A 19,820-nucleotide genomic window follows, 5' to 3' on the forward strand; every position below is an offset into this window, starting at 1 on the left:
CGCCCTGCTGAGTTACCTTAGCAGGGTTTTATGTAATATCAGCAATTAGAACTTATAGTTCATACCCACAGTAACAATGTATTCTGATTCATCATAAAAAGTAATGTTTGAATCAGTTGAGCTGTAACCCGCAAAAGAGATGAATGACCAATCTTGCCAATCCATGAATTTAGTGTACTCGTAAGCGGCAAAGAAGCTTAATTTATTGTCTTTACGAGTTTCCCCATAAATAGGGCTTTCAGCACCGAATGTTCGTTGATTATAACCAGCAGTTAATACCAACTGGTGTCTTTGCATTAATTTGAAGAAACTTAATTCAGCACCGTATTGATCGTAAGAGCTTGCTTTTCCGTCCGCAGATGAAGATTGATAAATAACAGAAGGCAGGACGAATGAAGTGCGACTTAGTGGTAAGCGATACTGGCCTTTTAAGTAGAGTGTCTCGGCATCTCTTTTTAGTGCATCTTCGACATCATCGTTCTCGATATCTTTGGTGGCATAGGCGCTATCAATAGTAAAATTTGATCCTGCAATATTATCGACTTTAAAACGAAATGCATTTCCTGAAGCATCTGTTTCTGTGCGAGCCGAACCGACTAAATATGGATCAGACCATGTTTTGCTTGACATAATGGTTGGTAGGATAGAAACATCAATTGCCATTCTTGATTCAAATTGATATTTATAACCGACTTCAAGAACAACAGTACCTGTTGCTACATCTTGGCGAGTTGTACCTGCGTATACTTGCTGATTTAACTCTTGGCTAAATGTATAGGCAATATTACCAAGAGGAAAGGCCATAAATCCATTGTCGCTAGAGCCTTTTTGATCCCTAGAGCTAATGGTGTCATCCCCCTCAGTATTAAAATTGGAAGTTGAAGATACAAATCCTGTGGTTAATGCAATTTCGCCACTAATGCCTTCTTTATCTGCTAATTTTGCTAGTGTGGGCATACTTATTACGCAAGTAGCTAGAAGTAAATAGCGTAAATTCATTGTCGTCATCCTTGGGTTACTACAGTGTTAATAATTGTATTGAAACAGTTATAGTAGAAGTTATCAATGATCGCGAACCATAAGTGGTGTTTATATTGTGTAATGTGAAAGCCAATAGCAAATGAGTTACTTTTGACTAATATAAAGAAGACGGTTTTCTTTTAAATAGGAACAAATACGTTTATTTGTTCTATTTTTCTTTTATGTCGAGATGGCTACACTATTTCAACTCGAAAAGAATGGGATGAGATAATGAATGAAAAAAAAATAAAATGGGGCATTGCGGGGCTTGGAAATATAGCGCATCGATTTGCGCAAGATTTGATTAATAACAGTCAATTAGGTGAGCTAGAAGCTGTTGCTGCTAGAGACAGTGAGAAAGCGCAGCAATTTTCGACTATCTATAAGGCGGTTTCACATTATGGTAACTACCAACAATTAGCGATGGATCCTGATGTTGATATTATTTATGTAGCGACGATTCATCCTTATCATAAGCCACTGGTTGAGTTATTTCTGTCTCACCATAAAAATGTTTTAGTTGAAAAGCCTGCTTTTACGAATTACCAAGATTGGCAAGACATGCAAAAATTGGCTAAAGATAACGGTGTGTTATTGCTTGAGGCGATGAAAACGGTAGCGTTTCCTGCTTATCGAGAGCTGAAGACTTTTATGCATAAACACGAGATTACCGTGGATTCAATAGAAGCCTCTTTTGGAAATAAAAGTGAGTATGACCCTAATATCTTTGTATTTAATCCTAACTTATCAGGAGGAGCGACACTGGATGTCGGAGTATATGGCGTTTGGCTTTATTGTGATTTATGCCATTTCTTTGGTGAAGATGTTCTAACACCATCTGTATCCATAACCGTCGAACATCCAGAATGGCGAGTTGATGAAAATGTGGTGTTTCTATTTGAAGGTAAGATTAAAGGAAAGATAGGGGCGTCAATTTCAAAAAACTTACCAAGGAGTGCCATTCTAAAAGGTGATGGTGTTGAAATCGTCATACATGATAAATGGTGGAATCCGTCGAGAATTGATGTGAATCTAAGCGGTAAAATCCACACTATCATTCATAATAGTGGTGGCGGCTTTGAACATGAAATAGATCACTGCTCTGCATTATTATTAAACAATGAGCAAACTTCTTCTGTACTTAATACCGAGATTAGTGGGCAGGTATTGTCTATACTAGAGCAGGCATTAACCACTAATGGATATGCTCATTTAACAAGAAGATAGAGTTGGGTGCTATGGAGAATATAAAACGAAAACTAGAAGTTTATGAAATACTTTTTCGTAAGTATGGACCTGTAGCATCAAGTTGTAATATCACAGAACTCTCATGGCTTCTCAAAGTGAGTGAACGTCATGTTCAGACGATAATTAAGAGATTAATTAATGCGGATTGGATTGAATGGAAAGCCACACCTGGCCGCAGCAAAAAAGCACAATTGACGTGCATTAAAGAGCCTATTGAAGCGTGTTATGACTGCGTATCGAATGTAGTCGACTCTGGTAATACTGATTCTGTTTTGAATATATTAAGTTTTGGTGGACGTAATGCTTCTATTGAACTTAAAAAATATCTTCTTCATTCTAACAAAACGGTACCACGCTCAGTTTGTATGCCTTTCCATCGGGAGATTGGTTCTTTATTACCTTATAACGCAATTTGCCGTACTGAACGATACTTAGTAACTCAAATTTTCCAGCGTTTAGTTAGTATAGAAAACGATCGTATTTGTCCTGATTTTGCTCATTATTGGGAAAGCAATCCTTCAGCAACGAGATGGCGTTTTTATCTTCGCAGTGGCGTCGTATGTCATGACGGAACCCTGTTAACGGCACAAGATGCAGTTCGCTGTTTGAATAAACTAATAACTAACTCTTATTGGCGTTCACTTTATTCTAACTTCATTGATATAACGTCTCTTTCTGAAGAGTGTCTTGAAATTACCTTATTAGAAAGCGACTTCCATCTACCAAGATTATTAGCTCGAAGTGAAGCGTCTATTTATCCTGTGCATTTGTCAGCAGATAAGATTGTTGGATCAGGATCATTTTTGGTCGAGGTATTATCACCAAGAATGATCCGATTAGGTCGATTTGAGCACTATGCTTTAACATTACCCTTGTTAGAAAGAGTGGACCTGTGGGTATATGAAGAATGGGCGAAAGATAAAGTTTGTGCTCAAAATCAGCTAAGTTTGTCATTTCCAGAGAAGACCGCTACCTATAACAGTCAGTACCATTCATTATTTATGATAATAAAAAAGCAAGGCAGTAATTTGGATAGCTCTAATTTAGTGACTTATGAAAACAATAATGAATGTAAAACGTTAGCGTTTAGACTTTTTCCATCGCAGATACGACAAGAAGTTTTTTATGGATACTACCGTCAAACGGATATTGCATTATGTAGCATTCTTGAAGAAAGTGATCGCTTGTACAGTCGGTTGGCTTTTCTGTCTCTTTACCCTTTTAAAAATCATATGATTCAAGATGTAGATTATGATTTGTTTTTAAATAAGGTATCGGACATAAAAAATACCTCAGATGTAGTGCAAGCTATGGAAGCGCTTGACCTGCTGTATAGTTGGTTACAACAGATAGGTGTTATAGAAATAGTTAAGAAAGAGTCGTTTGAGTTAATCACATCAGAAAACCTAAAAGGGGTAAAAGTGAACGGTTTTGGTTGGTGTAATTTAGCGCAACTATGGATAGTTAATCATTAATAGTTGAGTGCTTATTTGCCTTATATTGCTTTGGAGTAGCGGCAACAATACTTTTAAAATGCCGATGAAAGTGACTCTGATCGCTAAACCCGAGATCTATTGCTATAGAGGTAATATCATTTCCCTTTTTTAATAAGGTCTTGGCTTTATTTATTTTCATCATCATGTGATATGCATACGGTGTTATCCCGTATTGTTTTTTAAATGAGTGGATAAGATAAAAATGGCTCAAGCCTGACTCTCTTGCAATCTCAGAGATAGAAATGTTTTTATCTACATTATCTGAGATGTACTGATAGGCGAGGTGAGTTGTTTGTTTAGGGATAATGTTGTGCTGTAGTGGTGCGTTAAGATCCTTAATAAAAAGAGCAGAGAAAAAAGTGATCGCAGATTCTTCAACTAATAATGGAGATTCATTTTTAATCAGGATTTGAATCAATGATTGGAAGTCTCGGAAGAGAATAGGGCATCGGCTGTGGTTTTGCTTAAATGGTTGGAATTTGTTTTGTTGTGTAGTCAAAATACTTGCTTGTAGCTGTGTTAGCCAATCTGATTCAATAAAAAGCATTTTATAACTCCAATCAGTTCCCGGTTTTGGGTTACAAGAATGCACTGCTTCAGGATTTATGATGACTGTGGACCCCGTACTTATTTCTTGCTTTGAATGTTGGTTTATATAATCACTCACACCGCTATCGACGACCCCGATTGAAAATTCTGGATGAGCGTGTTTTTTGTAGCAAGCGTTAGAATTATTTGAATAACGTAGTTCAAATGGTAGGAAAGAGGATCTTAGAAAGTGTGTTTTTGAATTAGCCAATATAACGTCCATTGTCATTTTGATATAAAAAATACATATACTACGGTCAGAGCAAGCAAGGTTCCCATCAATCGATTAAAGATTTTATAATGAATCGGGTGCTCAAGGTATTTTCCGATGGTTAATCCTAATAAGGCCCAAGTGGATATACAGCAGTAACATACGATAAAAAATATGACACTAAATGCACCAAGGTCTTCGAGAGGGATCACACCGTTACTGGAAAATACGGTGACACCAGATAAAGAGACAATCCAAGCTTTTGGGTTTAACCACTGACACAATAAACCTTGTAGCATGGTTGGTGCGTCGCCTTTTTTTGTTTTATCTTGTTCTGTCTTTTTGCTCGTAGCCACTTTATAGGCGAGATAAAGTAAAAAGGTACTACCAAGATAATTTAAAACAAGTGTTGCTGCGTGAGAGTCATCAAAGGCTTGTATCAACCCTAATCCTAATGTAATAAGAATAGACACAAAACCGACAGTAGCCCCAAAGATATGGGGAATAGTTCTCTTATATCCATGATTAGCGCCGGTAATGGTGGCTAGAATGTTGACTGGCCCTGGTGATAATGAAGTCACTAATGCGAACATCGCCATGGCTAGAAATAAAGTCATATGTATCCCTTTTTTGTCTTTAATATTCTGCTAATCACAATAAGCGATAAGAAGATGAGAGTTATTGTACAAAATTGTTTTTTTTTACATTTAGCTAACACATTTTAATGAGGTGGTGCTGTATGTTTGTGGCAATATTAAAAAGGAATGGAATTCATGTTTAAAATTACTCTAGCGCTATTAAGTGCCGTTATTGGTTTTAATGCTTCAGCAGCCGATGCACCGGTTAAACCTCTTCAGTTTGAAGAAATTACGAATAATGTTTTTTTGGTTAAATCGTACCGTGAATTTAAAAATTTACAGAATCCGAATAAACCTATTTTAGTCGACGCTAATTCATTAGTGTATGTTGATGGAAAAGATGTGTATTTGATAGATACGCCATGGAATGCATCGAATATGCCTCAATTAATGACATGGATTGAAAACAGAGGGTTAACACTAAAGAAAACCATATTTTCTCATTTTCATGAAGATCAGACGGGTGGTTTAGAGTACTTGCAAGAGCATAATTTTGATACTTACGCTTCAACATTAACGAATACGTTTTTGAAAGGTGATAATAAGAAAGCCACTAATCATGAGTTTTCAGATGATAATTTTGTGTTACTAGAAAATAAGATTGAAGTCTTCTATCCGGGAGCGGGTCATACTAAAGATAATGCTGTTGTATGGTTACCAAAAGAACAAGTATTACTGGGTGGTTGCTTAATGCGAGCGAATGAAGTCAATACGATTGGATGGACTGGTGATGCTGATAAGAAAGAATGGGCAAACTCGGCTCAGAAAGTATTAACAAAATATCCTAAAGCTCGATTCGTCGTTCCTGGGCATGGTAACGTTGGGGAAGGAACCAGTATTATTAGTCACACTGTCGATATTGCTGAAAATTTATAAGACGAAATAGAATATAAAAGCCCTGTTTAGTGATTATTAAACAGGGCTTTTTTAATGGATTAAGAGTTACTTTATGCTGAAGGAGTAAGAGACAACGCGCCAATAAAGTCAATTTTACTTAACTGAACCCCTTCTTTTCGTAATAGGTTATACAGCGTTGTTTGATGAAAATAGAGATTAGGTGTTGAGAATGACGTAATAAAGTTTTCAGTGGTAAAAGTCATTGGTCTTTCTGGATAATGGAAAATTACCGTTTCCCCATTTCGTGAATTTACGTCGTCTGCAGTAATTGTATTTAATTCGCTCTGAGTGTTTTTAATTAATTCAATCAATCCATCAAAGTCAATTTCCCCTAATGGGGATTGAATATAGAAATCACCATTTAATACGGCTTTTGTTGCTTGAAGTGTATGCTGACAAATGGCATTAACTTGAAATGAAAGTGGGAGCATATCATCAACTAATTGAAGATTTACGATCTCATTCGCTTCTCTATTTTCTGCTTCAAAATGCGCTTTAGCTTTAGTCATTAAATGGATGGCAACATTTAGTGAATTAGAGAAAGGAGTAAGGGTAATATCAGAAAGCATGGTCATGAAAATTCCTTTAGTAATGACGAGAGTTGAATTCAATGTAGATAAATACTCTTCACTTTGCAAATCAGCGCTTTCTTAATGTGGGGCAAATGATGAGGAGTGTTAATTTTTCAAGCTTAATTTATCTGACGATAAGCAAAAAGAGATCCTAAATTATGTGGTACAACGCTGCAGTTAGGAGTAAAACGTTTATCTTCTGTGGTAGACAGCGTGTCGCTGGAAAGAGATAAATATGACAACAGTAAGAAAAGGGTTACGAGCCGTCGCGATATTAGAAGCAACAAAAGGGACTGTATCTCTGATTGTTGGACTTGGGCTTCATGCGTTAGCTGGAAAAAATCTACGCCAGTTAGCAGAATCGATCGTTAGTCGTTGTCATTTGAACCCTGCGAGTGAGTTGCCGAGTGTATTTATACATGCCGCAAGCAGTTTAACGGGGACTAAAATAACGTTATTGGCCATTGGTGCGCTTATTTATTCTGTTGTGCGTTTTGTTGAGGCTTATGGCCTGTGGCGAGAGCAACTATGGACAGAATGGTTTGCTTTAATTAGTGGTGCGATTTATTTACCTTTTGAAATATATGAAATGCTTTTTCATACGAGTATTTTAGGGGTTGGGGTATTTCTAGTTAATGTCTTTATTGTCGCTTATATGGCGTATTCGCTATTTGGTGCAAGACGTAATGAAGGTGATTTAGGAGTATAAATCTACTCATAATTGAGATCGTGATATATTTAACTATTATGATGTTTACAATGTGGTTTATTACTTATATATTGAATTCGTTGCCACGATAAACGACTAGGATACATTCATGCTTTCTTCTACAGCCCTACAATTTGTTGCTTTATGCAAAACAATGCTCGGTGCTGTGTCGCGTGTAACATCATCTATTATTGCAGTCATTCTAGTGATTATTAACTAGGCTGACGGCACTTCCGTCAGCCAGGCTGACGGGAGACTGCTTTATATTCTTCTTGTTTTTCTCAGCCAATCTGACGGTCCACAATAAAAGCTACTAGGGTTCAGCCCAATAGCAAAGAGGACTTGTACATTGAAAAAACACAACTTGCTTGCGATTGGTCTAATGACTTTTGCCATGTTTCTTGGCGCAGGAAATATAATTTTCCCTCCTTTTCTTGGTTTAGAGGCTGGCACTCAATATCTGCCTGCTATGTTTGGCTTTTTGCTTACAGCGGTCGGACTTCCTGCGCTTACTTTAATCGTGTTAGGGCGTTTAAGTAGTAGTGGTCAGTTAACAGAGGCACTTCCAAAACCATTAGCTATTTCTTTCTGGGTATTACTTTTTACTGCAATTGGACCTGCTTTTGGTATGCCAAGGGCGGTAACTGTAGCTTATGAAATGGGAATTAAGCCGTTCTTTTCTGGTGACCACCTGCTTATCTTCTCGGTATTATTTGTTGGTATTACATTATTGCTGGCCTTTCAGAGAGGAAAGTTAGTCGATTATATTGGTAAAGTAATGACTCCCTTATTGGTTTTGATGTTAGCTGCATTGGCATTAGCTGCCATTATTACACCTTTAGGGGTGCTTAATGTTCCAAGTGCTGATTACCAATATAAAGCGGTCACCAGTGGATTAATCCAAGGGTATATGACGATGGATGCGATTGCTGCTGTTGGATTTGGTTGGGTTATTATCAAAGCAATTAAAGACAAAGGGTGTGAGTCTCCACAAGCGGTTTTTCAAGCAACGCTTAAAGTAACATTAGTTTATGCAGTGCTTATGTCAGCGTGTTATTTAGCAATGGCTTATGTCGGTGCGACTTCGGCTTCTATCTCTGCAGGCGCAACTAATGGCGGTGAGTTATTAACTCGTTATGTGGCGGAAATATTTGGTCCAATGGGACAATATTTGTTAGCGGGTATTATTATTATGGCGTGCTTAACAACGACAGTTGGTTTAACGAATGCGTGTGCTGAATATTACCAACAAACATTCCGTTCACCATTTGCGCTTACGGCTATTATTGTTACTACGGTCACTGGAGTGGTGGCGAACTTCGGTTTAGAGCAAATCTTAGCGATTAGCTTACCTGCTATTCTAATCCTTTGCCCTATAGCCATTGCATTAGTGCTAACTGCGCTTTTCTTACCGACAACAAAGCGTAATTTATCTACTTATGTCACAATCGTTATGATTTCTTTGGCTTTTGGTAGTTTAGATGCTCTGCATATTTTAGGGCAATTACCTACCTCTTTGGCGGAGTCATTAACTCGTTATGTTCCGTTATTTGAAGCTCATGCGAGTTGGTTCTTCCCAGTTTTTGTTGTAATAGGATTAAGTAAATTACTTCATCGACAATCAAGCCGTTCAATGGAATGTGGTGAGAAAGCAACGAATACTAAATAAAATATAAACGGACACAAAAAATCCCTTTGCTTTACTGCAAGGGGATTTTTATTGGAATTACTCATGTTAAATACGAATTTCTTACATCTACATTAAGCATATTATAATGGAACGGAGAATCCTGCTTTAAAACTGTTCTTATCGGTAATTGGATTCTCATCATTGTGAATATATTGAGTGTAAAACCCAATAGGTAATACATTCATGATTAACGTATCAAAATGAAGTCCAATAATACCTTGGTTAATATCTACATCACCTAGTGTATTCACTTTCCCTAAATCATAACGACGGTAAGACAATTCAATCATTTCACGACGTAATGAGATTGGGCCTTTGAAAGAATAAGCTGACAAATTAATCACTTTTGACAGTGTTAACTCAGCCAAACTAGCGGTTTCGGCAAAGGCACCATCTTTAAGTGACGGCATAATAAAACTGCTAGGGTCGTTATTAATGAAATCATTGCCTTGTGTTAATTCGACGCCTCGACGTTCATATATTCCAGCTTTGTTTGTATCACTGCCTGAATATTTCCCTGATAGATTAATGTAAAACTCTGCAGGTAAATCGGTTCCAAATGATAAAGACGCTCCGTGAATTGCGTCATCTCGATCTTGAACACCATAGAGTGACACTGCTGCTTCCTTGTTTAATAGCCAACTATTACCGTAATGCTCGGTACGAGAAATATCTAACTGAGCAGATAAGGGCTCACGTTCGTTTAATTTATAATCTTGATAGAAATTACCTGAGATTTCTGCATTCCAAAAACCAGTCTGTAGGAAAGGTAATCGTAATTGAGCAGCAAGGCCGCTGTTGCGAGTTTGATCTTTTTGGATATTAGTATCAGAGTAATTGTCATTTAAGACATAATAAGCACGAACTCCGCCCATAATGAAAAATTGATTATTGCTAAAACCAGCACCAATTAAATCACTGTATTCATCATCATTCATTGTCCAAAGGTTATAGGTACTGCGTTGCAACGGGTCAGTAAATTCAAACGTTGCGTTATAACGTAGTTTTTGTTTATCTTCTCCGTTATCGTCTTTCTCTGATGCTGCTCCAACCGTTAATGCGCCTCGACTGTAGTGAATATTATTGAATAGTCCATAAGACGTATCAGTGTTGAGTGGTTTGTCTTCAAGGTTCGCTAATTTTTGTTGTTGCTGATCAGCTAGGCCGCCTTTGTCATCCCAAAAGAGTTTAACTTGATAAGGCGCTTCTGCAGTTATTTCCATATCTTCGACAACATAATAGTAATCATCAGCAGAGATCGCAGTTGCTAGTACTTTGTCATCATTAATTAATTGAGCATCAATCACATTGTCTGCGTTAAGAACGCGCTCAACTTTGCCATCTTTAGTTCGATAAAGAGAGCTACCTGTTTCAGTATTCGCAATAAAATAAACTCGACCTTGGCTATCAACATCTTTAACGATGGAATAGAAAGCGGGTAGAGTTAAGAGGGATTCTTTATTGCGATATAACGTTCGATTATTATCTTTTTGGACAAAGTAATAGAGGTTGTCATTGTGAACTAATACCGATGAGTTAACTGCCTTGTATAACTCATCTCCAACATAGAGTTGAGGTTGAACAAAAGACTCTGTAGTTTTGAAATACACGTCTTTGCCATCGCTCGTATAGCCTTGATGAACCCGGCCTTCGCTGCCTTTCTTAATTTGAGCGTCGTTATCAAATAAGCCTTGAGTGGTACGCCAAACCGAAGTGCGACGTCCTGAAACGGTATAGTATTTATCTTGATTGTAATAAACTTTCCCCATATCTAAGCTGCTGCTTTCTTTGGTTACTTCATTATTTGTTAAATTATAATGAACCAGAGTCGGGGCACGGACAGCGGTAGGATTGGTTAAGAAAAGAATATTCCCTTGTTGGGTGTTGAGCTCACCATAATATTTAGATCGAGCAATGACTTTCCCTTGTGCTAATTGCATCTCTTTTGCTTCTTGGGTTTCTTGTTTAACCCATGCAGCGAAAGTGGTATCAAAATCTTCTCCAACCGTTTTTTTCATTGGTTTGTTGACTTGGAAAGGCCATAACCAATGTTGAGACCGATTTTTAAAATACTTATTAGTGACATCTAGACCGTAAGTTTTAGCTAGATAATATTGGTATTGAGAGCCAAAGACATAAGTACTTTCTCCATATGGGAAGAAAAGCGTATCGTTATAAAGGCGCTCTTGCGATAAATTACTGGCTTTAGCGTGCACATGCGTCATTGCTCTGTATCGACCACTGTAAAGTCGACCACCTTGACCATGCCAAGATTCATTTAAAACTGCGTTCCCCTCAAGCATAAAACTTGAAGAGGTTGAATTGGGTAATACAGCAGGAATAATACCAATAGGCCCAATAGAACCATTGTGAAGAACAGCAAACATAGATTTAGAGACGAGATTATCTTTTGCGTTCATTTGATAATCATGGGCCGTTTCATGAAATAACAAGGTGTCGAGCCAAGAGCTTGATGAAAAATAGTCGGGGAGTTGTGCGCCACCCATATAGTTGATTTGTCGATTTAGTGGGTATTGTGTTGAAAAACCATTAGCAATTTGATTATAAGATGACATCAAGCCGACATTTAAACGGTCATCCATTTGATAGCCAAAAGTATCCTCGTAAGCTGGTTGTAATATGCTCTCAATACCAGCGGCATGCTCTGCGTGTTGTTTGTTTTCTTCGGTGAAAATAAGGCGAGTATTACGTACATCTTGAGTATAGTAGTCTTGGTCTTGGGCTACCCCTGCATTATTAGGTGTTACCAATGGGGCGGCATAGGCAAGCGTAGGAATGGTAAAAAATAGCGTTAATCTGGAAATGAATGTTTTCATTTAAATTCTCTTAATATATTAAAGGTTGTGTTGCCTAGAGCTGATATAAATAAGTGAGCAATGGAAATGAAATGGAAATAAAAGGCGATGAGATAAATAAATTATAGGTCTATTTTTAGATATATAGATAGATTAAGTACTGACGGGGAAGTTATCATTATTTAAGTAATTGATATCATGGGAAATGTACACGATTACATTCCCGATAACTTCTTTGTAGGTACTTAGAAGAATAAAATGGGCAGTTAAAAACTACCCACTGATTAATTCCCTGGCCAACAATTGTTATTATTAGAATTTGTAAGTTGCGCCAGCGTAAAATGTACCTATGGTCATAGCATAATCATCAAAATTATTTGCGGTGCCAGAATCAACAACAAACAAGTCACCTTCATAAGCAACACGCAAAGCAAGGCCACCTAATGCTTTAGGTGTATATTCAACACCTGCCCCGTAGCGGAAAGAAGTCCCACTGTCGCTATCCGAAATGCCGTATGCTTTACCTGATTGTTTAATAGAACCTAGGCCAGCAACAGCAAATGGACGCCAGCCACTATCAAAGGAATAACCAACATTTGCAGCGAGTGAGATAGAAGAATGTTCAACTGTTCCATGTAGAAGAGAGTAGGGAGTTGTTACTTTTAAGTCTCCGTATTTAGAATATTGCATTTCTACTGCAACAATACGGTTGAATTGATAGCCACCAATTAATTTAAGGGTAGAGTCACCATCATCAACGTTAGCAGAACCAAAGCCCCCATCGTCATCAAAACTAGTAGTACCGAAACCACCCCCTAAGTAAACGCCAGACACATTGTTTGTTGCGGCATTTGCGTATGAACAAGCAGACAGTAATGCTAATAATAGTATCGATTTTTTCATTGTTTGATTCCATCTAAATTGAGTATCTAAAGCTTAAGCAAATTATAAGAACACAAACAAAATAAACTAAATAAGTTCCACACTAACAGCAAACATTTGAATTTTGTTTGATGTGACGTTTCTTATAAAAATCTAAATTTAACTGATAACCAAATATGTTGATTTATTTAACTTAATGTTTTAAAAGATAAATCTATGATTTAACCTCAAATTAAGAGTCTGTTATTGATTTGTTTTCTAATTGCGGTAGACTTCAAATGTTGATCAGTAAATGTTTAAATGTTTGTTTTTTCAAAGTGTTTTTAGTTTTGTTATTTAAATAATCAGAACGATTTAATCGAATTATCACTAATCGTTAGGCCTAGATGCAGAAAATCATAGTTGCAAATTTGGTGTTAGAGCCAGAAACAAGAACATTACGTAATACTACTGGTGAAGTCATTACTCTTAGACCTCTTCCTTATAGTGTATTTACCTTATTGCTAGAGCAAAAAGGTAACTGTTTAGACCGTGATTATTTATTTGATGTTTGTTGGGAAGGAGCGGTAGTTACAGACCAAGCCTTAACTAATGTAATTTCAAGTTTAAGACGTAACTTAGTCAAATTAAAAGCGGAAGGTATTGAGATAAAAACAGTGAGTAAGGTGGGTTACTTACTGTTTGTGGATGACACTTTCTCTATCGCTGATGATGTAATTGAACAAGAAGCAGATGAGATAACGGTTCAGGCTATATCTGATTACACGCCATTGACTTTACCTGCAGTTGAAAATAAATCGACACCAGCCATTGTCACTGAGGTCTCTGTCGCTATAGATCAAAAAGACGTGAAGGTTTCAAATGAATCGTGTTTTCGTCATTTTTGGTTAACGAAACCTTCACTAATTTCGGTATTATTATCATTATTTTTATTAGTATTGATTGTGTTTGTATATCAATATAAAGCGATTTCATCGGCGCCTCATTTTCTTGTGAAAGATAATTATCAACATTTTGAAATAAACAATACCGATATTTACTTTCTCAATAAGACACGAAAATCGGTGGGTATTAAGGCTATTCAACAAGAATTAAAAACATTAAACCCTGTAGAGTGCAATGCTGAAGTTTATATTCGAATATATGATTCAGCTTATGACGATGATGTCATTTCCTTACGAGGGTATATTGCCGCTAAAAATAGTAACAGGAATGCAAATTATTCATTGAGTCAATTTTCATATACTGACTTACCTGTAATTATTGCTAAATCGTTTAACAGGGCCAAACTCATATGCGAATAGTTAACCTGATTTTGTTGTTATTACTAATGGGGATGATCTCTTACCATTGGTTATTACAGGACTCAGAACTACAAGGCTCTCGTTGGACCTGTAATGAACTATCAACGAATTTTATATCTACGCCATATCAAAAGTACCAAGAAATTGGTGAGCGATATGTGCTTTATTTTGCGTCTTCTTCTAACTTGACTATTTTTCAAAAAGGAAAATTAGTCTTTAAAAATGGAGAACGCGAGAAGTATGAAGCCATAATAGATGCCGATTACAAAGTAACAAAAGATAAGATCTCAGTGAAATACAGAAAGATTGATTGGCATCTTAAACCCCAAAATGCCCCCGTTTTTATTCAAGACCTCGATTCATTAAAAGACTTTGAAATGGATTTAAATTTTATTATTAGTGATGAACAGCTGTATTTTCATAATCGTAAAAATCATGAAAATACCAATTTTGTTTGTTTTGCTTCTTAACCGATCGAAGTAGCGATACATTTTATTTGTTAGAGTGAATATTTACATTGAACAAAGCATATTAAAACGGCTAATTTAATAAAATTGGTAAGTGAAATTGGATTAAAAAGTAGCGTAATTGTTGTCTATTTGTTTTGATAAATGACTTCTATAACAATGATTTATATAATTATTGTTTTATTTACATAATTCTTAATGATGTGTGATCTTACGCTATTTATTAAGCGAATAACGCGATTATTATCCACTTGATTTTGGAGTTTAAATTACGTCCAATTAATGTCGTAATTTAAAAATTAATTATATAAAAGCTATCAGCAGGGAGATTGATATGTTTTTAATTGAGTTTTTAATCGTTTTAGTTTGTATTTTAATTGGTGCTCGAATTGGCGGTATCGGTTTGGGTGTTATGGGTGGTATTGGCTTAGCAATACTGAGTTTTGTATTTGGTCTACAACCTACTAGCCCGCCAATCGACGTTATGTTAATGATCATGGCGGTAGTAGCAGCAGCAGCAGCAATGCAAGCGGCTGGTGGTCTTGAGTATTTAATTAAGATTGCTTCAAATATTCTACGTAAAAACCCACGCCACATTACCTTCATTGCTCCTTTAGTGACGTATATGTTTACTTTCTTAGCTGGTACAGGACATGTTGCATATTCTGTTCTTCCTGTTATTGCAGAAGTAAGCCGTCGTAGTGGGATCCGTCCTGAACGTCCACTGGGTATGGCTGTTATCGCATCACAATTTGCGATTGTTGCAAGTCCAATTGCTGCGGCTGTTGTTGCTTTGGTTGCTTTTTTAGAACCTCAAGGCATTACATTAGCAAACGTACTGATGATTACTATTCCAGGTACTTTCTTTGGTTTAGCGACTGCTTGCGTTATCGTAAATAAGATTGGTAAAGACTTAAAAGACGATCCTGAATACCAACGTCGTATGGAAGACCCTAAGTTCCGCAGAGAAATGGAACAAGAAGTTAAAGTTGAAGAGATTGAGATTAAACCAGGCGCTAAAAAAGCGGTGGGTCTGTTCTTATTCGGTGCAATTGTGGTGGTAGTTATGGGGGCATTCCCATCATTACGTCCTAACTTCAACGGTTCACCAATGGGTATGGCGCACACGATTGAGATCGTAATGTTAGCAATGGCGGCATTCATTATCTTACTATGTAAGCCTGATGGAAACGAGATCACTCAAGGTTCTGTATTCCATGCCGGTATGCGTGCAATCGTTGCTATCTTTGGTATTGCATGGCTAGGCGATACATTTATCGCAGGTCACGGGGCAATGGTTAAAGAGGCGGTTTCAGGTTTAGTTGAAGTTGCGCCTTGGACATTTGCTTTTGCACTCTTTGGTTTATCTGTCATGGTGAACAGTCAAGGTGCAACAACAGCAGTACTAGTGCCTGTTGGTATTACGTTAGGTCTTCCACCTGAAGTAATTATCGCGACATTTGTTGCGGTTAATGGTTACTTCTTTATCCCTAACTACGGCCCAATTATCGCATCGATTGATTTTGACCGCACAGGTACAACTAAGATTGGTAAATACATATTTAACCACAGCTTTATGATCCCAGGTCTATTAAGCATGGTATTTAGTATTATCTTCGGTTTCATTTTTGCAGGTATGGTTTTATAACTAGTGTGTAAATTATGATGTGAATGAGTATCTAATAAAAGAAAAGCGATCAGTAAATACTGGTCGTTTTTTTTATTAATAATGTTTTAGTTAATGTAGATAACTGGAATATAGTCAAAAGCTTAACTAACCTTAGATGAAAGGATGGATAACAAAAATAGACAAGGAGTCTGGATGATTAATGCATATAAACGTTTTCAGCGATATATTTCTCCTTTTATTTTTGTCTTACTCTTTTGTATAAATATTTCCCTTTGGATTCGCGGATTACCCTCTAATCCGATAGTAAATTCATTGTCTATACTTTTCATTTCAATGTTGTGGCCATTATTCTTTTTTACTCAAAAATCGGTAGTAGTAAAAAGGGTAGTCATTTTTCATTTATTAATATTTACGGTTGGACTCTATTCGTATCAACGTTTTTTTGATGCAGAAACTGAATTAACAACCTTTACAGTACTTTCATGTTTTTGGCTCATTACGTTAATTAGCCTACTTGAACTAAAAAAAGTAGAGAGAACAAAGGTTATTCGATGGGGATTCTATGTTCTAGTAGGGGCTTTTTGGTTAGTGACTTTTGGTTTGTTTTTTACTTATAAAACTTATGGGGATCTTGATAAAGGCTTTATTTTTGCTCTTATGCAAACGAACCCAAATGAGTCATTAGAATATTTTTTAGATGTTCTCTGGAATTGGCAGTTAATAGGTTATGTCTCATTGTTTATTGGCGGGTTCTTTTTTTATTTGAAAGTGGCATCTAGGTCGTACCGTTCATCACAGATTCCCTATGTTCTTCTTGTTATTTCTTTTCTATTTTTAGGCATTTCATCTCAAAATGAATCATCGTTTGGAGGTGTGAAGCGTGCGTATGGCTACGTAAAAGAGTATCAGTATGAATTAAGCCAACTCCAAAAGGTTATCTCAGAACGGCAATTGCTTAATCACCAATATTCTGCAGTGGCAACCTCAGAAGGGAAGTTGCATATTATGGTGATTGGGGAGTCTTTAGCTAAATCTCATTTATCCAGTTACGGCTATCATGTCAGGACAACGCCGTGGATCGATGCGAGTGATAAAATTCTATTTACCAATGCTTACTCTAATCATACGCACACGATGGAATCTTTGTCTCTCGCCTTAACTCAAAGTAATCAATATAACGACCTTCCGTATTATGAGAGCGTATCCTTAATATCATTGCTTAATCAGGCTAAGTTTCAAACTGCATGGCTTAGCAATCAAGTATCCGCAAGTGAGTGGGACAATTTAGTATCGGCCTTAGCTTATGAAAGCTCTTATGTTCGCTTTATTAATAATAACGTTGGGAAATCGGATAGGACTAATAAGTTGGATAAAGCCTTAATTGGTGAGTTATCTCAGTATCTTGCAACGATAGATAAGACAAAAAACCATTTTATAGTTTTACACATGATGGGGAGTCATATTAGCTATTGTGACCGAGTGAAAGGCGAGAATATTGAGTTACCAGAGAACGACTTTTATATGACTTCAGATAAAGATTTACGTTGTTATGACCAGACAGTAAAAAGTACAGATAACTTCTTAAATAAAATTTTTAATTTAGTTAAAGAAGAAAAGGGCTTTGCAAGCTTGACCTATTTTTCTGATCACGGTGAGGATGTGATTAATGGACTAGGGCACGATGCAAAACAATTTACAGAGGCAATGAGTGAAATTCCTTTTTTAATTTGGACCGGAAAAGGGGTAAACAATAAAATACGTGAGCAGTTAATGAGGAATAGGCATAAAATATTTACTAATGACCTAATATTCGACACGATGATTGGGCTTATTGGTATTGAAAATAATGTGTATCAACCTGAGTTTGATGTGAGCTCAGAGCAGTATTATTTACCGAAAGAGATAGCGGCAACATTGCATAATAAAGTGCTTATTTCTCGGTTGCCGGGTCAAAAGAAATAACGGAGGTAAGTCTACCTCTATCTTCTATAGAGATAAAAATACCTGTAAATAGCAGTGAATACCACAACCACAGCTACCTTGATTTATTTATTAGTATTGTTACCAATTCAACTTTGTGGAGACAGCCGTTTCTCATTTGACATTTTTAACACTTATATCACATTTCGGGATCTAAGCAGTTGGACTTTTTTGTCATGACGAGTACGGTATTATTGCTTGAAAATTAATCTATTATAAACGGGTTTATCTAGGGCTAATATCTAGATAAAGCCTAATAATCAAGGAGATGATTGTGCTTAAACGTAATTTACTATTAGCTTTATTGTTTATATTACCATCAGCGGTAAATGCTGAAAATTACTCAATTGGTACTGGTGGACAAAGTGGGATTTATTACCCATTTGGTGGAGCGTTAGCAAAAGTATGGTCAGAATATGTGTCAGATGTAAATGCCAAAGCGGAAGTAACTGCAGCTTCAGTAGAGAACACAATTAAAGTGGTTCGTGGTGATATGATCGCAGGTATTGCTATGGGGAATGTGGTACTTGATGCCTATAATGGGGAAGGTAAATTTCCGAAAAAAATGCCAGTAAATACACTTTTTGCACTGTACCCAAACCTAGTGCATACCTTAACTCTTGAAAAATCAGGCATTACGTCATTATCGCAACTAAAAGGCAAACGAGTCTCTTTAGGCGCACCAGCCAGTGGTACTGCAGTAACGTCTGCTGCCTTGCTTGAATCATTAGGTATTGATGTAAAAAAAGACATTGATGCGGTGTACTTAAACTATTCTGAAACCACGAACGCATTGGCTAATGGTCAAATTGATGCAGGCTTTATTGTTGGTGGACAAGGAGTAGGGGCGGTTACACAAATCGCGCTAACACATAAAATTAAAGTGCTTTCAATTACACCAGAAGAAAGTGCAATGTTTATGAAAAAATACCCAGCATACAGCAGTTATGATATTCCTGCGGACGTATACAACAACGTTGGTGAAGTATCGACATTAAGCGTTTGGAACGTATTAGTGGTAAATGCAAAAATGAGCGATGACATGGCGTATAACTTAACGAAAGCCGCGTATGAAAATATGGGTGATATTCGTAAAGTAGTAAAAATGGCTGAGATGACAACACCAAAAAATGCAGACCGCCTGCAAGGTGTTCCTCTTCATCCTGGTGCTCAAAAATATCTTGATTCAATAATGAAATAATAAGTACCAAATACACGTAAAACGAAAGGGTAAGTGTCTCGCTTACCTTTTCTTCTTTTCTGACTTTATCCAAAGGCATTAATATGGATATTATGACCGATAAAAACCAACCTGATGTAGAGCATTTACCTCACGGAAGAACAGTAAATCTATTTGGGTATCTTATTTTAGGTATTGCTGTTACGTTGTCTGTTTTTCAAATTTGGCAGGGAGTAAGTTCGACTATCTCGGCAACGTATTTTCGACCAATTCACCTATGTTGGGCACTTATTCTTATCTTTTTACATTACCCATTAATTACAAATCGAAAGAGTTCATTTTATCTTGCTGGACGAGTCATTGATCTCGCGTTATGTGGTTTGATTGTTTTTGCTGCTTATCGCATATCGATATTTGATTATAACGACATAAATCATCTATTTTATGGCTTACAGTTACCCGATATGATCGCAGGTTGCTCATTACTTTTAC

The 19,820-nt window shown here is 36.8% G+C and carries 16 protein-coding genes and 1 pseudogene; 11 read left to right on the plus strand and 6 right to left on the minus strand.

From position 1 onward, the window contains the following. Window positions 1-45: 45 nt before the first annotated feature. Entirely contained in the window at window positions 46-999 is a 954-nt protein-coding gene (locus BTO22_RS04825) for a DUF2860 domain-containing protein (protein WP_105054510.1), read from the minus strand. Between the two features lie 252 nt (window positions 1,000-1,251). Here BTO22_RS04825 and BTO22_RS04830 point away from each other — a divergent pair, with 252 nt between their 5' ends. Both BTO22_RS04830 and BTO22_RS04835 read left to right on the plus strand, forming a co-directional pair. Further along, window positions 1,252-2,247, plus strand: coding sequence for a Gfo/Idh/MocA family protein (locus BTO22_RS04830; protein WP_105054511.1), 996 nt, complete (start codon window positions 1,252-1,254; stop codon window positions 2,245-2,247). An 11-nt stretch (window positions 2,248-2,258) separates the two neighbouring features. Next, window positions 2,259-3,743: an SgrR family transcriptional regulator gene (locus BTO22_RS04835; protein WP_105054512.1), complete on the plus strand. Its 1,485-nt coding sequence runs from the start codon at window positions 2,259-2,261 to the stop codon at window positions 3,741-3,743. On the opposite strand, the gene BTO22_RS04840 is transcribed toward BTO22_RS04835, so the two are convergent. Both BTO22_RS04840 and BTO22_RS04845 read right to left on the minus strand, forming a co-directional pair. After that, on the minus strand, window positions 3,733-4,563 hold the full coding sequence (locus BTO22_RS04840; RefSeq protein WP_258132448.1) for an AraC family transcriptional regulator: 831 nt from the start codon (window positions 4,561-4,563) through the stop codon (window positions 3,733-3,735). The two genes, BTO22_RS04835 and BTO22_RS04840, sit on opposite strands and share 11 nt — an antisense overlap. Before the next feature lie 14 nt (window positions 4,564-4,577). Next, window positions 4,578-5,180, minus strand: a complete 603-nt coding sequence (locus BTO22_RS04845; protein ID WP_105054513.1) for a LysE family translocator — start codon at window positions 5,178-5,180, stop codon at window positions 4,578-4,580. 156 nt (window positions 5,181-5,336) lie between these two features. Between BTO22_RS04845 and blaALI the strand changes: the two genes are divergently transcribed. Then, complete coding sequence (blaALI, locus tag BTO22_RS04850) at window positions 5,337-6,077, plus strand: ALI family subclass B1 metallo-beta-lactamase (RefSeq protein WP_181044563.1); 741 nt, start codon at window positions 5,337-5,339, stop codon at window positions 6,075-6,077. Window positions 6,078-6,148: 71 nt separating this feature from the next. Here blaALI and BTO22_RS04855 read toward each other — a convergent pair whose 3' ends face one another. Next, window positions 6,149-6,673, minus strand: a complete 525-nt coding sequence (locus BTO22_RS04855; RefSeq protein ID WP_105054515.1) for a DUF1993 domain-containing protein — start codon at window positions 6,671-6,673, stop codon at window positions 6,149-6,151. Between the two features lie 232 nt (window positions 6,674-6,905). Here BTO22_RS04855 and BTO22_RS04860 point away from each other — a divergent pair, with 232 nt between their 5' ends. Together BTO22_RS04860 and brnQ are read left to right on the plus strand one after the other, a co-directional pair. Next, window positions 6,906-7,379: a DUF2127 domain-containing protein gene (locus tag BTO22_RS04860; RefSeq protein ID WP_105054516.1), complete on the plus strand. Its 474-nt coding sequence runs from the start codon at window positions 6,906-6,908 to the stop codon at window positions 7,377-7,379. Window positions 7,380-7,728: 349 nt separating this feature from the next. Continuing rightward, on the plus strand, window positions 7,729-9,048 hold the full coding sequence (gene brnQ / locus BTO22_RS04865) for a branched-chain amino acid transport system II carrier protein (protein WP_105054517.1): 1,320 nt from the start codon (window positions 7,729-7,731) through the stop codon (window positions 9,046-9,048). Window positions 9,049-9,149: 101 nt separating this feature from the next. Here the strand turns inward: brnQ and BTO22_RS04870 are convergent, their stop codons facing one another. Then, window positions 9,150-11,906: a hypothetical protein gene (locus BTO22_RS04870; RefSeq protein WP_105054518.1), complete on the minus strand. Its 2,757-nt coding sequence runs from the start codon at window positions 11,904-11,906 to the stop codon at window positions 9,150-9,152. Between the two features lie 291 nt (window positions 11,907-12,197). After that, on the minus strand, window positions 12,198-12,788 hold the full coding sequence (locus BTO22_RS04875) for a porin family protein (RefSeq protein WP_105054519.1): 591 nt from the start codon (window positions 12,786-12,788) through the stop codon (window positions 12,198-12,200). 365 nt (window positions 12,789-13,153) lie between these two features. On the opposite strand from BTO22_RS04875, the gene BTO22_RS04880 reads away from it, so the two are divergent. The 6 genes and pseudogenes from BTO22_RS04880 to BTO22_RS04905 form a co-directional block, all read left to right on the plus strand. Next, complete coding sequence (locus BTO22_RS04880) at window positions 13,154-14,071, plus strand: winged helix-turn-helix domain-containing protein (RefSeq protein ID WP_105054520.1); 918 nt, start codon at window positions 13,154-13,156, stop codon at window positions 14,069-14,071. Then, window positions 14,062-14,541 (plus strand): hypothetical protein, encoded by a 480-nt coding sequence (locus tag BTO22_RS04885; RefSeq protein WP_105054521.1) that lies wholly within the window; start codon window positions 14,062-14,064, stop codon window positions 14,539-14,541. Before BTO22_RS04880 ends, BTO22_RS04885 begins: the two co-directional genes overlap by 10 nt. Before the next feature lie 331 nt (window positions 14,542-14,872). Further along, the gene (locus BTO22_RS04890) at window positions 14,873-16,186 is read left to right on the plus strand and encodes an anaerobic C4-dicarboxylate transporter family protein (protein ID WP_105054522.1); all 1,314 of its coding nucleotides are present in this window, start codon (window positions 14,873-14,875) and stop codon (window positions 16,184-16,186) included. A 294-nt stretch (window positions 16,187-16,480) separates the two neighbouring features. Next, a complete protein-coding gene (locus BTO22_RS04895; protein ID WP_181044564.1) occupies window positions 16,481-18,130 on the plus strand; it encodes a phosphoethanolamine transferase in 1,650 nt (549 codons plus the stop codon). A 286-nt stretch (window positions 18,131-18,416) separates the two neighbouring features. Next, window positions 18,417-19,349, plus strand: coding sequence for a TAXI family TRAP transporter solute-binding subunit (locus BTO22_RS04900; protein WP_105054524.1), 933 nt, complete (start codon window positions 18,417-18,419; stop codon window positions 19,347-19,349). Window positions 19,350-19,432: 83 nt separating this feature from the next. Beyond that, window positions 19,433-19,820 (plus strand): annotated as a pseudogene (locus tag BTO22_RS04905) (TRAP transporter permease); the annotation flags it as partial.

The sequence above is a fragment of the Aliivibrio sifiae genome, from assembly GCF_002954705.1.
Classification (GTDB): Bacteria; Pseudomonadota; Gammaproteobacteria; order Enterobacterales; family Vibrionaceae; genus Aliivibrio; species Aliivibrio sifiae_A.

What these genes read in the sequence shown, in the direction of transcription:
- BTO22_RS04825 (WP_105054510.1), bottom strand. Translation starts at nt 999, where the DNA reads ATGAATTTACGCTATTTACTTCTAGCTACTTGCGTAATAAGTATGCCC.
- BTO22_RS04830 (WP_105054511.1), top strand. Translation starts at nt 1,252, where the DNA reads ATGAATGAAAAAAAAATAAAATGGGGCATTGCGGGGCTTGGAAATATA.
- BTO22_RS04835 (WP_105054512.1), top strand. Translation starts at nt 2,259, where the DNA reads ATGGAGAATATAAAACGAAAACTAGAAGTTTATGAAATACTTTTTCGT.
- BTO22_RS04845 (WP_105054513.1), bottom strand. Translation starts at nt 5,180, where the DNA reads ATGACTTTATTTCTAGCCATGGCGATGTTCGCATTAGTGACTTCATTA.
- blaALI (WP_181044563.1), top strand. Translation starts at nt 5,337, where the DNA reads ATGTTTAAAATTACTCTAGCGCTATTAAGTGCCGTTATTGGTTTTAAT.
- BTO22_RS04855 (WP_105054515.1), bottom strand. Translation starts at nt 6,673, where the DNA reads ATGACCATGCTTTCTGATATTACCCTTACTCCTTTCTCTAATTCACTA.
- BTO22_RS04860 (WP_105054516.1), top strand. Translation starts at nt 6,906, where the DNA reads ATGACAACAGTAAGAAAAGGGTTACGAGCCGTCGCGATATTAGAAGCA.
- BTO22_RS04870 (WP_105054518.1), bottom strand. Translation starts at nt 11,906, where the DNA reads ATGAAAACATTCATTTCCAGATTAACGCTATTTTTTACCATTCCTACG.
- BTO22_RS04875 (WP_105054519.1), bottom strand. Translation starts at nt 12,788, where the DNA reads ATGAAAAAATCGATACTATTATTAGCATTACTGTCTGCTTGTTCATAC.
- BTO22_RS04880 (WP_105054520.1), top strand. Translation starts at nt 13,154, where the DNA reads ATGCAGAAAATCATAGTTGCAAATTTGGTGTTAGAGCCAGAAACAAGA.
- BTO22_RS04885 (WP_105054521.1), top strand. Translation starts at nt 14,062, where the DNA reads ATGCGAATAGTTAACCTGATTTTGTTGTTATTACTAATGGGGATGATC.
- BTO22_RS04890 (WP_105054522.1), top strand. Translation starts at nt 14,873, where the DNA reads ATGTTTTTAATTGAGTTTTTAATCGTTTTAGTTTGTATTTTAATTGGT.
- BTO22_RS04900 (WP_105054524.1), top strand. Translation starts at nt 18,417, where the DNA reads ATGATTGTGCTTAAACGTAATTTACTATTAGCTTTATTGTTTATATTA.